Annotated in this window: 15 protein-coding genes; 12 read left to right on the top strand and 3 right to left on the bottom strand. The window is 45.9% G+C overall.

The features are described from left to right. The first annotated feature begins 44 nt into the window (after positions 1–44). Entirely contained in the window at positions 45–926 is an 882-nt protein-coding gene (locus B5Z18_RS24030; protein WP_079472070.1) for a helix-turn-helix domain-containing protein, read from the top strand. Between the two features lie 128 nt (positions 927–1054). Further along, positions 1055–1792, top strand: coding sequence for an SDR family oxidoreductase (locus tag B5Z18_RS24025; protein WP_079472069.1), 738 nt, complete (start codon positions 1055–1057; stop codon positions 1790–1792). A gap of 451 nt (positions 1793–2243) precedes the next feature. Here the strand turns inward: B5Z18_RS24025 and B5Z18_RS24020 are convergent, their stop codons facing one another. Beyond that, on the bottom strand, positions 2244–4109 hold the full coding sequence (locus B5Z18_RS24020) for a transcriptional regulator (RefSeq protein WP_079472068.1): 1866 nt from the start codon (positions 4107–4109) through the stop codon (positions 2244–2246). 230 nt (positions 4110–4339) lie between these two features. Between B5Z18_RS24020 and B5Z18_RS24015 the strand changes: the two genes are divergently transcribed. The 7 genes from B5Z18_RS24015 to B5Z18_RS23985 all read left to right on the top strand — a co-directional run bounded on the left by B5Z18_RS24015 (position 4340) and on the right by B5Z18_RS23985 (position 8346). After that, positions 4340–4663: a magnetosome magnetite crystal formation protein family gene (locus B5Z18_RS24015; protein WP_079472067.1), complete on the top strand. Its 324-nt coding sequence runs from the start codon at positions 4340–4342 to the stop codon at positions 4661–4663. 193 nt (positions 4664–4856) lie between these two features. Beyond that, positions 4857–5189, top strand: a complete 333-nt coding sequence (locus B5Z18_RS24010) for a hypothetical protein (protein WP_143313676.1) — start codon at positions 4857–4859, stop codon at positions 5187–5189. A 10-nt stretch (positions 5190–5199) separates the two neighbouring features. Further along, positions 5200–5703, top strand: coding sequence for a hypothetical protein (locus B5Z18_RS24005; protein ID WP_079472065.1), 504 nt, complete (start codon positions 5200–5202; stop codon positions 5701–5703). 10 nt (positions 5704–5713) lie between these two features. Continuing rightward, positions 5714–6667 (top strand): SPFH domain-containing protein, encoded by a 954-nt coding sequence (locus B5Z18_RS24000; protein WP_079472064.1) that lies wholly within the window; start codon positions 5714–5716, stop codon positions 6665–6667. 18 nt (positions 6668–6685) lie between these two features. Continuing rightward, positions 6686–6931, top strand: coding sequence for a hypothetical protein (locus B5Z18_RS23995; RefSeq protein WP_079472063.1), 246 nt, complete (start codon positions 6686–6688; stop codon positions 6929–6931). A 3-nt stretch (positions 6932–6934) separates the two neighbouring features. Continuing rightward, the gene (locus B5Z18_RS23990; protein WP_079472062.1) at positions 6935–7765 is read left to right on the top strand and encodes a hypothetical protein; all 831 of its coding nucleotides are present in this window, start codon (positions 6935–6937) and stop codon (positions 7763–7765) included. A gap of 11 nt (positions 7766–7776) precedes the next feature. After that, the gene (locus tag B5Z18_RS23985; RefSeq protein WP_079472061.1) at positions 7777–8346 is read left to right on the top strand and encodes a DUF6620 family protein; all 570 of its coding nucleotides are present in this window, start codon (positions 7777–7779) and stop codon (positions 8344–8346) included. Between the two features lie 97 nt (positions 8347–8443). On the opposite strand, the gene B5Z18_RS23980 is transcribed toward B5Z18_RS23985, so the two are convergent. After that, positions 8444–9799, bottom strand: a complete 1356-nt coding sequence (locus B5Z18_RS23980; protein ID WP_143313675.1) for a vanadium-dependent haloperoxidase — start codon at positions 9797–9799, stop codon at positions 8444–8446. Between the two features lie 267 nt (positions 9800–10066). Here B5Z18_RS23980 and B5Z18_RS23975 point away from each other — a divergent pair, with 267 nt between their 5' ends. Further along, complete coding sequence (locus tag B5Z18_RS23975; RefSeq protein ID WP_079472059.1) at positions 10067–10663, top strand: DedA family protein; 597 nt, start codon at positions 10067–10069, stop codon at positions 10661–10663. On the opposite strand, the gene B5Z18_RS23970 is transcribed toward B5Z18_RS23975, so the two are convergent. Beyond that, positions 10660–12456 (bottom strand): AMP-dependent synthetase/ligase, encoded by a 1797-nt coding sequence (locus B5Z18_RS23970; protein ID WP_079472058.1) that lies wholly within the window; start codon positions 12454–12456, stop codon positions 10660–10662. The genes B5Z18_RS23975 and B5Z18_RS23970 overlap by 4 nt on opposite strands. Before the next feature lie 345 nt (positions 12457–12801). Here B5Z18_RS23970 and B5Z18_RS23965 point away from each other — a divergent pair, with 345 nt between their 5' ends. Next, positions 12802–13413: an RNA polymerase sigma factor gene (locus B5Z18_RS23965; RefSeq protein WP_143313674.1), complete on the top strand. Its 612-nt coding sequence runs from the start codon at positions 12802–12804 to the stop codon at positions 13411–13413. A 129-nt stretch (positions 13414–13542) separates the two neighbouring features. Further along, entirely contained in the window at positions 13543–14622 is a 1080-nt protein-coding gene (locus tag B5Z18_RS23960; RefSeq protein ID WP_159454410.1) for a FecR family protein, read from the top strand. The last annotated feature ends 155 nt before the right edge of the window (positions 14623–14777 follow it).

Below are 14777 nucleotides of genomic sequence, written 5' to 3'. Positions count from 1 at the left end.
TGGTGTGTTACCTGTTTTTGGTTTGATTTTCTTAATTTTGTAAGATGATCAACAAAACTGAAACCACGGTTGCCCGGTCTTATACATCGGATTTGAAACTGAAAGGATTTAAGGTCCACGAAATTTCAGGTATCTCAAATCCCTCACAACCCCACGGCAGGCGTGACTTTTATAAGATAGTGCTGGTCGCCGGTGATATGATCATTTACCACGGTGATGAAACGATCGAAATGAATGACACGTTTTTATTTTTCGCCAATCCCAATATACCTCATACGGTAGTGGATCGTTCCACGGAAAAGAAAGGGTATGCCTGTTTGTTTACGGAAGCATTTTTCTCCGGAAGGGAACGAACGGAGATCTTACAGAACTCTCCATTATTTCGTTTTGGCGTGTCACCGGTAGTTCGTCTTAACAGGGAACAGGCGGCGTTTTTAACCGGCTTGTTTCAAAAGATGCTGTCGGTACACAGGAGTGATTATCATTACAAAGACGAATTGCTCCGGGGCTGTATAGAGCTGATCCTTCACGAAGCGTTAAGCATTCAGCCATTACAAAATGAGCTGAGGCAAAAAAATGCTGCTACGCGGATTACCTATCTCTTTATGGAATTATTGGAGAGGCAATTCCCGGTCGATAACACCGGAGATCCGCTGAAATTAAGAACGGCCCAGGACTTCGCCGCAACCCTGTCTGTACACGTAAATTATCTCAACCGATCGGTAAGCGCTGTTACCGGTAAACCAACCTCCGTACACATCGCGGAACGTATTGCCTCAGAAGCAAAAGCGCTGTTGCGACATACCGATTGGAGTGTGGCCGACATCGCCTACAGCCTGGGTTTTGAATATCCCACCTACTTTAACAACTACTTTAAACGTGTTACCGGAGCTACTCCCCGGTCATTCAGGACGGGTAAGGTTTGAAAGTCATACTTTTTGGTTTGATTCTCTTTAACAGGAAGGCCCATGTAAGCCGGAACTTTGTATTAATAAAACAGGATGAGGAAGTCATAAAAACTACACTCACTTTTAACTATTAATTACAAAGGATTATGAAAAAAGTATTGATTACCGGGGCCAATAAAAGCATTGGGTTTGAAACCACGCGGCAGCTGCTGCAAAAGGGATATTACGTTTATTTAGGTAGCCGTAACCTGGCCAATGGCCTTGAAGCTGTAGAAAAACTCAAAGCTGAAGGGTTGAATGAAGTGGAGGCCATACAAATAGATGTAAGCAACCAGGCATCAGTAGATGCTGCCCGTGCTGAAATAGGCAAAAAAACCGATGTACTGGATGTACTTATTAATAACGCGGGCATTAGCGGCGGCCTTCCGCAAACGGCAACCGGAACAGATATTGCCGTTTTCCAAAAGGTGTTTGAAACCAATTTATATGGCGTGGTAAGAGTTACCCGGGCTTTTATTGATTTGCTGCAAAGCGCTCCGCAGCCCCGCATCGTGAACGTAAGTTCAAGTATGGCATCGCTCACGTTGAATAGCGACCCTTCCTGGCCGTTTTATCATCATAAAGGCGCCGCTTACCTTCCGTCGAAAACGGCACTTAACATGTATACGGTGACCCTGGCTTATGAACTCCGTGACACGCCATTTAAAGTAAATGCCATTGATCCTGGCTTTATTGCTACCGATTTCAATAACCACCGCGGAACCGGCAGCGTGGAAGAAGCCGGGGCGCGTTTGGTTAAATACGCTACTATCGGCGATGATGGCCCCACAGGGAGGTTTTTTAGTGAGGAGAATAACCCTGCTACCGGAGAGATACCCTGGTAGTAGCAGGCGCCTGGTGGCGCTGAAGGGCCCCCTACCAATAACAAAACCTGCGATCATCGCGGGTTTTGTTATTGGTAGTTACTACTTCCTGTATACTTCTCCCATACCTCTTGGATACTTCTCGGATACTTAGGACTCGTCTATGTGTCGTATTCCCCATACAGTCCCTATACAGTCCCTATACAGTCCCTATACACTCCCTATACTGTTCCTATACTGTTCCCATACACTCACCATACACTCACCATACACTTCCCATACACTCCCCATACACTATGAAAACTTTACACCGGCAAAATGCGGCAAAAGCGGCGGGTTTATTTTTCTGCATCTTCAGCAGTGATTAATTTCGTATTGTATTTCGAAATACAATGGATCTGGCCAGGAGGAAGCTTAACTGGCATAGCAAAGGAGGGATGGTGCGGAGAGGGGAAGTGGCCGGCCGGGTAAGTTAACTACCCAAACCCTGTAAAAAAGCATTCAGGTCATCTTCTTTGTCCAGTCCCAGCTTCTGTTTGATCCTGTAACGGCTCATTCTTACGCTTTTGGCTTCAATATTCATCAGCTGGGCAATTTGGCGGGTGTCCATTTTAAGATACAGGTAGGCGCAAAGCTTCAGGTCGAGCAGGGTGAGCTTTTTCTGTGCTTTGTCGTTGATCAGGTGAAAGAAATCGGGGTGTATCTGTTGGATCTGGACTTTTGCATGTTCAAAGTCGTTATCGATCACCATTTCTTCCTTCAGGATTTTCTGCATGTTTACGGAGTCGCCTTCCGTTAATTTGTCTTTGATATGCAGCAGCGTCTGGTGCTTATGTTCGAGGTGCAGCACATTGGCCATTACCTCTTTTTTGAGTTGTTGTTGCTGGGTTTCCAGGAGTTGCTGCTCGGCTCTGAGCCTTGCGTGTTCTTCTTTTTCCAGCTTTACCTGCATTTCAGACTCGTGTTTTTCCAGTTGCAGCTGCTTTTCCCGCTGCAGGGAGTAACGTAACCTGAAGTGATAGGAGCGGAACATGAATATCAGTCCAAGCAGGGAGGCAAGCGCTATGCAGGCATATAAATAATTCTGCATGGTGCGGCTTTTCTCCCGTTCTTTCAGGATTTGCATTTCGTTGTTTTTCTTTTCCGTTTCGTATTGTATTTCCAGCTTTTGGGTATTGAGCGCCTGTTGCTGATTAAAATTTTTGTTGTTATATAGAGTGGCCTCTTTTTGAAACTCCAGCGCTTTCCGGTAGTCCCCTTTTTGTTCATAAAGATTAGACAGTGCCTGCACCACATTGATTATAGTATAATAAGAATGACCGTTAGCCGTTTTCATCACCTGGTAGGCTTCCAGCAGATAATTTTCTGCCTGGGCCTCGTTGCCTTCCCGCCGGGCATATTCGCTGAGGATGCCTAAGCTGCTGGCAACCACCTCTTCGCTGTTGGGAGCATCTTTTAACACCGACCGGGCAATACCGGCATAGTGAACAGCCTGTGCTTTCGCCGCTGCATCCTCAGCAGGGAAGTATTTCAGATAGCAGTTGGCAATATTTATACAGGCAATGGCATAGGTGTTAGCGGCAACCCTGCCGGGGTACTGCCGGTAAAGCGCCTCCGGTTTACCCAGGTAGTACAGCACACTATCCAGCTCCTGCCGGTTTTGGGTAGCATTGAATTTATATTCATGGGCTACCGACAGGGCCGTATAACAATTGCTCAACAGGTTGTAATCATTTGTTTTGAGCGCATTGTTTGTGGCTTCCCCGGCATAGATCCCTACCTTTTCTTCATTGTTCCAGCCCGAATTAACAACGTAAAGCTGGTAATATATTTTGGCTGCAATATAGGGGTCAGGGGTTTTCTCCAATTGCCGGAGGCCCAGCTGGCAATACTTTACCACATCGTCCGACTTATCCAGCGTTTTATATAACAGCGCACGGGTATAATAAGCATATGCCATTGCCACCGGATCGTTGGCCTGTTGCGCGCTGGTGAATACGGAATCAACAGTTTGTTTCAGATCGGCATATTGCTGCGTATTGAATTTGATGTTTGCCAGCATCGCATAAGCTTTAGTGGCCTCCCGGTAATTTTGATGCCGGAGGGAGAGAGCCACACTTTGCCTGGCCGTGGTCATGGCAAGGGAATAGTTTTTATTGGCCCGGTATATTTCAGCCAGCTGATTAAGTAAAGGCGGTTTCTCCTTTTCATTGAAGGCGGGGTTAGCGGTTACTGATTGTAAACTATCCGACAACGGCATTTGTGCAAATGCAAAACATGACCACCCGCATATACAGATCAACAGACAAACAAAGGGTAGATATGGTAATGATTTCATGCGGTTAAATTACTATAAATCACTAATAGTCAGTATGAAAAGATCTTTAAAGTTATAAATATTTATATTTATAAGATAATAATAGTAAGATGTTTGAAAATGTTGTAGTCATATTGTAGACGCTCTTTTTCCCCTGGGTAGTCGTTTTGTAGGCTACCTGAATGCCTGGTTAAGAAACATTCACCGCACATTTGCACAGGCAATATCGCCAACGAAAAAACCTTGAACCCATGAACAGCAAAACATTATCTATTTTGTCATATGTAACCCTGATCGGTTGGCTGATTGCTTACTTCTCCGGGAAAGAGAAATCAGACAGCCTGCTCAGGTATCACCTGAGGCAGTCGTTAGGACTTGCCATTGTGAGTATCCTGCTCAATATTACCCTGACTATAATAGCGCACGTGGTGCCCTCTTTATCTTTCCTCGGCCTGATCGGGTATGTGATCCTTATATTCTGGATACTGGGAATTATCAATGCAGCTAACCAGGCAGAAAAACCTGTTCCGGTATTTGGTAAAGTATTCGAGAACAAATTTTCATTTATCAATTAGCCAGGATCCGGAGATCTGTTATTTATTATATAGCCATATCAGAAATTACCGCATGCAGCCGCTTCAATATTTTACCCGGGAAGGGAATGTATATACAAAGAAATCCCAGACAGCATTCTTTTGTTTGTTGGCCCTTTTATTATTTGGTCTGATCGTATTTATCCTATACAATAATCCAACCCGTGGGGGAATAGTGAGTAGCCTGTTAATAGGTGTATTTGCAGTTATCATCGCGCTGAGAGTTACCGGCAAATTAAAGATCGATGTAAATGCCCGCACCATTTCAGTACAACCTGTTTTCTTTATATCTCCAACGGAGTACCGGTTTGAGGACTTTCAGAATTTCCTCATTTCAAAACAGTCGTTTATCGTTACTGTAAACGCAACTGCCGCTATGATCATGGATAAAAATGGCAAGCGGAAATCGGTGATGCTGCACCAGACTATGTTTCTTACAAAGCCGTTGCAGCAGGTCACAATGGAAATAGCCGGCATTATGGGCCTGGAGGAGGAAGACATCGCTTAAACCTGTAATGATGGCATCGTATAACCTGAAAGCTGTTGACGGGAAACTGAGTTTCCAACCTAACGGCGTATACAAAGGCAAAATTATTTCCTGTGTAATACTGGCGGCAGCAGCCTTCATTATTCCGCTGATATGGCCGCTTAATTACGAGGTATCCAGGTTTATAATGTGTATAGGCGTTATCTGTGGCTTTTACGCTGTGTATGACTTCCTGTTTAAAGTAAACCTCACGTATGTTTTTGATGAGCGTACCCGGGAGGTTTATCTGAAAGCACCGGGTTTGTATTCGAGAAAACTCATGTCATTTGAAGAAGTATATATTTTGCAGGAAACAACTAACAACGACCTGCAGTATGTTATTTCTAATAAAAAAGACAGGTTTGGCAGGAATTATGCTGTCAGCGACTATTTTCCGGATACAAAGAAAGGAAGAAAGCGACAGGAAGTATTTGAAACAGAAATACTGGATGCTATAAACGACATGCTATTTACGGTCAAAGCACCGAATATTTAAATCTTGCAGGATGGGATTACCTTTTATTGAAATCATTGAATCTGTAACACCGGATCCTAATGCGTTGATGTGGAAGTTTGCAGATGCAGATAAGGAAATTAAGGATGGTGCCGTACTCACCGTAAGGGAAAGTCAACACGCCCTTTTCCTCAACGAAGGGCAGCTGGCGGATGTATTTCCTGCCGGGAGGCACACCCTGAAAACCGAAAACATCCCTATACTCACAAGGCTCCGGGGCTGGAAATATGGTTTTGAAAGTCCCATTAAAGCAGACATTTATTTTTTCAACACCCATCAGTTTGTAAACCTCAAATGGGGTACCCCGGCGCCGGTGTTAATGAAGGATGCCACCTTTGGGCAGGTACGGGTAAGGGCCTTTGGTACGTATAATATCCGTATTACAGACGTGTCAAAGTTCTTCAAAGAGTATGCAGGTACCTGGCCACGACTCAGCATCACAGAGCTGGAGTTACAGTTACGCGATTTTATAGCGCCGAAGTTTGCCGAAGTACTTGCACTGGCGCAGATTTCCGTGGTAGATGCAGCAGGTAACATTTCCGGGTTAAACGAAAAAACACAACCTCTCCTTCAGCCATACTTCACTGACTTTGGCCTGGAAATTACCCGCTTCACCATTACCAGCATCACCCTGCCGGAAGAAGTGCTTAAACAATACGACAAAGTTACCGGTATGAACATGGTAACAGACATGAATAAGTTTTCGCAGTACAGCATCGCCAATGCGATGGACAAAGAACATTCCAATTTAGGAGATGGCGCCCGGCAGGCAGTAACAATGGGCCTCATCACGAATATGGTTACCCAGGGAGCCATGCAGCCCAAACCCGCTCCCGCAGCAGATATCACGGAAAGACTCAAACAACTGAAGGCACTCTTCGATGCGCAGCTGATTACAGAACAGGAGTACGCTGCCAAGAAAGAAGAACTGCTGAAATTACTTTAACCCTCAACCCGCAGGATTATGGCAGAGGAAAAGAAACGGATACAAGCCTACCTGGAACAGCTCAAAAATAAGGTGGAGACCCAGGAAAATTATGGCGGCGAAATAACAAACGAAGAAGCCAGAATGGATATTCGTGATTGTCCCGAATGCGGTGCAGGACGGGCCTATCACAAAGGACTCACGGCCTGCGCCTACTGCGGTTTTGTATTCATGGATACAAAGCTGACGGATGGTGTGAATATCAGGAAGGAAAATAATTCATAAATCATGTTCAATTTATTCAATAAGAAAAATGAGAACCTTGCCCTGATCGAAGAGATGAGAACCAGGCAGGAGAGATGGTTTGTTTTCCTGGAGAAGCTGGAAGCCCGGATGGAGGAAATGAACACTGCTGCCGTGCCTGAACTGCAGAAAGTTTTCCGCCAGGACACAGATCCTTATAAACGCGCGCACATCCATATGCTTTCGGGGCTGCTGGGACAAATTAACCAGATGCGGAATAAGGCGAACGAGGTAAAGGAAGAGAATATTGTTTGTTTTATGCAGGAAGCCGAAGCATCGCTCCCCTCCATTATTTCCAGTGCCGGGAGTGAGTACCGCAGGAAGCTGTATACATTCAGAATGGCCTGCCTGGACCGGCACAATGTTTTTGAAGACAAAATAAACCATGCCATTTCCCTGCTGCAGGGCGCCGCCGGTGAACAGGACCTGGAATCGGCATACCAGGAGGAACTGGCAGCATTTGAACGGATACGTGATAAATTCAGTTGCAAACAGTGTGGCGGCAACATCACTATTCCCAGGATGTTTTTTATTGATACTTATATCACCTGCCCGTTCTGCCAGTCGCAGAATACTTTTAGTCCCTCTACAGGAGCGCGTATGGTATTGCACCAGGCCCGCAGCCTGGCAGAGCAGCGAACGGCTCATTTGCTCCGGAGTTATGAAGCCAGTAACCCGAAGAATCCGGACTTGTACCGTCACTACCTGCGTTGCATGTTTGATGAATGGAATAAGATAGTACCCGATATGGTAGTGGAGAATGAGAAATTTTACGAGCGCTTAATAAATGAATATAATATTAATCATCATCCTTAAATAGAAATTATATGTCTGGTAATCCATTATTAGAACCTATTCACGGCATTACATTAGAAGATTACGGCGCCGCCTGCGCGAGACTCGGCAGCGGTTTAAGTGAAGATGACGTAGCAAAGGCTTTGGGGGTTGAATTACCCGTTTGGCAGGAAGCCAACCTGCTGTGGCCTGAGCGGATGAAGCAGGACGCCACCTTTCACATTGTTACCCTCTTTGGCCAGTACTTTGGTCAGGCTGATCAACACCCGAAGTTCAGCGGCTTAAAGGCCAGTGCGTCACCGGAGGGTGCGGGCAATATCGAAAAAATTAAACAGGATAAAGACTTCTACCAGGAGCTGGAAGTGGCCCGGCAGGTAGCCTACGACTATGGCCTGGACGGCGCGCAGTGGATCGTCGATAATTACGGTATTCCCATCGGGGATTTCCAGATTGCTGCGTCTTTATGGAATGACCAGATCCACCGGGATATCCAGGCTGACTATGCCGGGTATAATCAACGGCAGGCAGCCTACCAGGCAAAGTATCAGCAGTTGTTTGCTGAAAAGCAGGGTGGAAACGTAGCAGATGATATCGAGTTTTAAAGATATTTTTTTGTAACACTCCAAATAAAAAGAAAGGCTGTATCCAATGTGATACAGCCTTTTCTCATTTGGGCACCTGACCGGAACATACATTTCTTTAGTAGTTCAACGACAGCACCCGCTGGGCTAAGCCCTTTCCGGTGAGGCTGCCGGTTTCGCTGTCGAAGTCGTAATGAATACCGCCATACACTCTTGAAATGGAGGCTTCATTGATCATATCAGTGAAGCTGTTGAAGGAACGTGGGGAGAATCCTTCCGGCACTTTTTGTTTATCCGTAAACACGAATCCGTTGCCAAAGCGTGCAGCCAGGATGTTGCCTGCTGCGCTGGTAAAAGTAGCATGACCGGACGTGTAAGACGGGAATGGAGGAGTGCCTATCAGCGGCGACCAGCTGCTGTCGATATGCGAACGGATATACGTAACAGGGCGAAGCAGGTTATACTGGTATTTATACTTCCAGCAAAGGATGCCTGCATCGTTCAATCCTATTCCTACCTGTGCAAACAGTGTAGCCGCCTGGCCGAGGCTCAGGTGTTGTTCCGTAACCAGTTGCGTGGTGAGTGCAATCAGGTGACCGGGAGGTGTGAAGGTACCGCCGCCATCTGCCCAGTAACGGGCAATGAGGGTTTCTTCCGGTGTAAGTGTTTTCCCTTTCTGGTAAACAAAGTAGGCCGCCTTGTAGAAGGTGCTGAAAGTATCTGTTGAAAAAGCAGGATGCGGGATCACTGCTGAATCAGCTGCCGTAGGCTTAACCATCGGGCGGTTCTTTCCCCAGTAAGGTAACATGGCGCGCTGGAAAAGTGGCGGTGTGGGTACCCAGTAAGCTGGTCCTACCGGCGGCGTATAGTCGGTAGGGAAGTTGTTCAGGTAGCCGTCTTTTCCTCCGTCTGAAGCAGACCATTGGTAAATAGCAGTGGCGATTGATTTGCCAAAACTGATGGAACGGGTCGCCACTTCGGGGGAACAGCTGTCCGTATACGCCTGGAGATTGTCGCTTTCCAGCTGGTTGATCAGGCTGAGGTTCTCAACACTGGCATTGGCGAAAAGGCTTTTAATAATCTGCGCCATCGCACTGTTGGCAGCTATGGCCCAGTTGTAGCGCTTCCATCTTTCCGGTGCAGGAAGACGGCCAAGCCCGTTGAGCTGTCCGCCCAGTGAAGGCGCTCCGTTCATGCCGCCCAATACTGCCTCGCGGAGTGCAACGCCGGTATAGGCTATAGCCCTGGCTGCCACGGGTGGACTAAACCCCGGCGTTTCTTTTATCAGCTTCAGCTCCAGCGCATACCAGGAAACAGGGACGGCCACCTCTCCACCGGATACCAGCGTACCGGCTACCATGTTTTTTGATGCATCAGGAACAGACTGAAGAAGCGTGTCATTCTTTTTACATGCCACTATACTGACAAGGAGAAAAAGTCCCGCGAAACGTGATAACAAACAATAAGATTTCATTTTTTCTTTCTTTTTAAGGTTAACATAAAGTGGTTAGATACAAACAATTCCGGCGTTTCCCATCGGGCAGGGAAATCAGCGTATTCGGATTCACCCGGCTAAAGTAGCAGATCACAACGCAGCCAATTAGCGTAGTGCGTGCTTTTTTTAATTGAATAAAAGTTTAAATTGTAAATGATCCGTGAACACCCCGGATCCGCGCATGGAAATCTATCTTAATAAAAGAAATTTTTATCAGCGCATAACATCCCTAAAACAAATTATAACATGAATGCTGAATCATTAATCAGCTATGGAGGGTTACTCATCGTATTCCTTTCGGTATTCGGACAAACAGGATTGTTTTTCTGCTTCTTCCTGCCCAGCGGCGGCCTGATGTTTACCGCTGGTGTACTAACGGCCAACGGGAATTTCAATTATAATATATTGGTGGTTTGCGCGCTGTGCGCCGTTGCTGCCATTGCCGGTAATGTAACCGGGTATTGGATTGGCCGGAAAACCGGTCATCTGCTGAAGAATAAGAAAGACTCCGGGATCTTCCGCCGGCAGTACCTCGTATCAGCAGAAGCATTCTATAAAAAATATGGCGCCACCGCGCTAACGGCAGGCATATTTCTTCCTCTCATCCGCACGTTTGCACCCATTGTGGCAGGAATGATCGGACTTGATTTCCGCCGCTTCCTGTTGTTTGTTACCATTGGTTCCATCGCATACGGATTCAGCTTTGTACTGGCCGGCTATCTCATTGGCAGCATGCCTTTCCTGAAACCTTATCTTAAATATTTTATCATTGTTATCATCGTTACAGTCACCATCCCTGTAGTGATACGTATCGTGAAGGAATTCCGGAAATCATCTTCCTAACTGTATATTTTTGCTATTGTATTTTTATATTTCTCCGTGACTACCTTCCTTTTCAGGCTGAGCTTTGGCGTCATTTCCCCGCCGGCAATACTCCATTCTGTGGTAAGCAGTTCAAACTTCTTAATTTGTTCCACATGATTAAAGTGCTGGTTGTAATTGTTCACTACCTCCTGGTACATGTCCAGCACCTTCGGTATTTTAACGGCATCTTCATTGGTGGTGTAAGGAATATTCTGTTGGTTCATCCAGTACTTCAGGTAGGTAAAAGCCGGAACAATTAATGCGCCCGTAAATTTCTCCCCTTCACCTACTACCATGATCTGTTCAATAAAAGGACTTTCCTTGAATTTATTTTCAATGGGCTGAGGGGCCACATATTTTCCACCGCTGGTTTTAAACAGCTCTTTCTTACGGTCTGTTATTTTCAAAAATTTATCATCTACCCATGATCCCACATCCCCGGTGTGCAACCAGCCATCAATAACGGTTTCGGCGGTGAGGTCCGGTCTTTTATAATACCCCATCATTACCGATGGACCCTTTACACAGATCTCGCCATCTTCTGCCAGCTTTACTTCAATACCATTAATGGGTGGACCTACGGTACCAAACTTCATATCGCCCGGTGTTTTCCGGTTCACACAAATAACCGGACTGTTTTCGGTAGGCCCGTATCCTTCGTACACAGGGATCTGCGCGGCGTTAAAAATACGCAGTAGTTTTTCCTGGCAGGCAGCGCCACCGGTTACTATAAACCGGATCTTATTACCGAGCGCCTGCCGCCATTTACTGAATATTAATTTATTGGCAATGGCCAGCTGCAGGTTGTACCACGCGCCTCCGCTGATATTGTTATCATACTTTCCGGCCAGGGATACCGCCCAGAAAAACAGTTTACGTTTGACACCTGTTAATTCGCTGCCGGTAGCCATTATTTTTTCAAATACTTTTTCCAGCAGACGGGGAACGGTGGTAAAGCCATCCGGACTAATCTCTTTCAGGTTGGCGCTGAGTGTATCCATGCTTTCGGCATAATAAATACTGATGCCGCTATACAGGTAGATATAAGTTACGCACTTCTCAAAAATGTGATTCAGTGGTAAAAAACTCAATACCTTACTGGGCTGCGGAGAATCTTCAAACGGAAAACTTTCTTTGGACAATAAAACATTCGACACAATATTATGGTGCGACAGCATTACGCCTTTGGGTGTGCCGGTAGTACCGGAAGTATAAATAATGGTGGCCAGGTGATGAGGATCGATGCCCGCTTTGATGCTTTCCACCTGCTCCAGCAAGGCGGGAGTGGCCTGCGCCGGAATGGTGGACCAGTGTGTTGTGCCGGGTATTTCATCAAAGGTATAGATATGTTGTAAAGAAGGAACCCCTTCCCGGATACTGTTTACTTTATCAAGCAATTCCTTACTGCTCACAAACATATATTTTACCGCGGCATCTTTCAGGATAAACTGCAGCTCGGCTGGGTTGGTAGTAGGGTAGATGGGCACCAGCACAGCGCCTGTTTGCTGCACAGCCAGATCCGTGAATACCCATTCCGGGCGGTTGTTGCTGATAATAGCAATTTTATCGGCGCCTTCGGGCGTAAAGTCGTTCCCGCCAACACCCAGTTGCAGCAGTCCTGCACTGAAACGATTTACAATTTCAACAACACTGGCGGTGTCATAGGTTTTCCATTGTCCGTTGATCTTAGCCGCCAGCATATCAGGTTTAGGGAATTGGGCCAACTGCCAGGCAACAGCATCAAAAAGTCTTCTCTTGGAAATATTGTTCATACGTGAAAATTAAGGAGTATACTTTACCGTTAAGATAAATATACTAAAAAATCAGTATGATTTCAGGGCTGACTGAAGAAGTTAGGGCACCATTACGCCCTTATCCTTTATAAAAGCAATCAATAATAGATGAAGGAGATGGCATTTTATGTCGCCTCCTTTATTATCAGGTGTAAAACGGACAATTAAAAAAACAGCTTTCTTACTGATATTTTTATGTTATTCCTTTATGGTATTTGAATGATATTTGATTGATTGATAAAAAATATTTACATTTCGGGTACATCCAAAATTTTAGCCAACCCAATTGATACCAAGATCAGTTTTGCCGTAAAAGATCCACGCATGCCTGCAAGAAAAGACGTTTGTTTTGAGGAAGCTGCTTTATGGAAGCGATTTAAAGGTGGCGATAAAGCTGCTTTTACGCTGATTTACCGCGAATATACCAGGTACCTGTTTGAATACGGTTTCAGGTTTTGTACGGACCGGGAGAAGTTGAAAGACATGATCCATGATCTTTTTATAGAGATGTGGAACAGCAGGGATACCGTCAGCGACGAAGTGGCCATACGGTTTTATTTATGCCGCAGCCTGAAGTATAAACTGATCAGGGCCAATTATCAATACAGAACTGCTTCCGGCAGGCAGGATAAATTCCTTCACCAGTATAACCAGGTAGAATCTACCGTAGAAGAAAGGATCATTGATGCAGAAATCAGTGATTCACGCAGTATCCTGCTCGATAATGCGATCCGGAAATTATCGCGGCGGCAGCAGGAAATTATCACCCTCCGCTTTTATATGGGCTTTACCAATGCCCAGATTGCAGAACTGATGCACATGAAGTACCAGTCTGTGAGCAATCTCCTTTATAACGCCCTGGGGCGCATCAAAGAAACGCTGGAAACCACTCCGTTCGCCCGGCGCCTGCTGGAAACCTTTTATCTCTTTCTCTGACATCCTGTTTCCGCTATGGCAGGGCATTTCCGCCTAAGTTAAAAAAACTTTAAATTTTTTGAGTATAAAATGAGCGTCTTTGTCATTTATGATAAAGGGGCAGTTAATTGTCTCAAAAAAAACAGCTGCATGAAGCATTTTGGAGAGGATACCTGGGAATTTATCCGGGACGATAGCTTTGTTCAATGGGTGTTACGCCCCGATGCGGTTAATACCGCCCGGTGGGAGCAGTGGATGGCAGCGCATCCCGAACGGGTCGCTGATCTCGAAAAGGCCCGCAGTATGGTGCTGGCATTGGGCAACGTACCACAACCCGCAGTAGACGAATCGCTGCTGCAGGAAGTATACGCCGCCCTCGACGAACATATCGCGGAAGAACGCCCTGCTACGGAATGGGCGCCGGCACGCATAAGAAGGATTTCGCGTTACAGGTGGTGGGGGGCAGCGGCCGCAGTGCTGGCAGGTATTACCCTGTTATCCATCTACCTGAAAAAAGACAACAAAACACCGGTAGCCGCGAAGCTGGACAGCCACATGGAAAATGAGCAGCTTACCCGTATCAACACTACTAATGCCAATCAAATAGCCTGGCTTACAGATGGTTCCACCGTAGTGCTGAACGCAGGCGCTTCTATCCGCCACGATGCCTTTTTATTACAACCCAAAAGAGAAGTATTCCTGAAAGGTGATGCGTTTTTTGATATCGCCAAAGACGCTGCCAGGCCATTCTTTGTATATACGCCTGAAGTGGGGATCAAAGTGCTGGGAACGAGTTTCCGGGTAACAACAGAAAACGGGAGTTTAACGGTGACCGTAAAAACCGGTAAAATAGCCGTGTACAACCTCGCCGATAAAGAACAGCGCAGTTATGTGGTTACACCAAATCATAAGATCCGTTTTAATACCCGTACCTCGGCATTTGTGGCCGATTCGCTGAATACCAGCGATGTGGCAGCATTGCTGCCTGCCGTGGAGCCACCGCCTTTTGTATTTGACAATACCGCCGTAACAGACATCTTCCAGGCAATGGAAGCGGCCTACAGTATAAAAATTAATGCAAGCGAGGAAGTGTTTGGGAAGTGCATGATCACCACTACCATCACCAATGAATCATTTGAGAATAAACTGAAAATCATTTGTGCAGCTATCAATGCCAGCTATAAAATCAGCGGGGGCCAGGTATATATTACCGGGAAGCCCTGTAGTTAAAAGTATTGTTCACTTGTAATTCCGCTAAAATGATCCCTGAGTTCACTTGACTATCAACCAAAAAAAAGTGGCGATGCACTAACACCGCCACCCTGTAATTTTTTCCTGTAACGTCTGGACAACTGCCACAGGAAAGGATTTGTCGTACTAACGTT

Origin of the sequence: Chitinophaga ginsengisegetis (assembly GCF_900168065.1) — a bacterium.
GTDB classification, from domain to species: domain Bacteria; phylum Bacteroidota; class Bacteroidia; order Chitinophagales; family Chitinophagaceae; genus Chitinophaga; species Chitinophaga ginsengisegetis.
The sequence above is the reverse complement of the archived record's forward strand: the minus strand, read 5'-3'. Positions and strand labels throughout refer to the sequence as shown.

Bases quoted from the DNA above. Each gene is read 5' to 3' on its own strand.
- B5Z18_RS23975 (WP_079472059.1), top strand. From the start codon at position 10,067: ATGAATGCTGAATCATTAATCAGCTATGGAGGGTTACTCATCGTATTC.
- B5Z18_RS23985 (WP_079472061.1), top strand. From the start codon at position 7,777: ATGTCTGGTAATCCATTATTAGAACCTATTCACGGCATTACATTAGAA.
- B5Z18_RS23990 (WP_079472062.1), top strand. From the start codon at position 6,935: ATGTTCAATTTATTCAATAAGAAAAATGAGAACCTTGCCCTGATCGAA.
- B5Z18_RS23960 (WP_159454410.1), top strand. From the start codon at position 13,543: ATGAAGCATTTTGGAGAGGATACCTGGGAATTTATCCGGGACGATAGC.
- B5Z18_RS24025 (WP_079472069.1), top strand. From the start codon at position 1,055: ATGAAAAAAGTATTGATTACCGGGGCCAATAAAAGCATTGGGTTTGAA.
- B5Z18_RS23995 (WP_079472063.1), top strand. From the start codon at position 6,686: ATGGCAGAGGAAAAGAAACGGATACAAGCCTACCTGGAACAGCTCAAA.
- B5Z18_RS24030 (WP_079472070.1), top strand. From the start codon at position 45: ATGATCAACAAAACTGAAACCACGGTTGCCCGGTCTTATACATCGGAT.
- B5Z18_RS23980 (WP_143313675.1), bottom strand. From the start codon at position 9,799: ATGAAATCTTATTGTTTGTTATCACGTTTCGCGGGACTTTTTCTCCTT.
- B5Z18_RS24005 (WP_079472065.1), top strand. From the start codon at position 5,200: ATGGCATCGTATAACCTGAAAGCTGTTGACGGGAAACTGAGTTTCCAA.
- B5Z18_RS23965 (WP_143313674.1), top strand. From the start codon at position 12,802: ATGCCTGCAAGAAAAGACGTTTGTTTTGAGGAAGCTGCTTTATGGAAG.
- B5Z18_RS24015 (WP_079472067.1), top strand. From the start codon at position 4,340: ATGAACAGCAAAACATTATCTATTTTGTCATATGTAACCCTGATCGGT.
- B5Z18_RS24020 (WP_079472068.1), bottom strand. From the start codon at position 4,109: ATGAAATCATTACCATATCTACCCTTTGTTTGTCTGTTGATCTGTATA.
- B5Z18_RS24000 (WP_079472064.1), top strand. From the start codon at position 5,714: ATGGGATTACCTTTTATTGAAATCATTGAATCTGTAACACCGGATCCT.
- B5Z18_RS23970 (WP_079472058.1), bottom strand. From the start codon at position 12,456: ATGAACAATATTTCCAAGAGAAGACTTTTTGATGCTGTTGCCTGGCAG.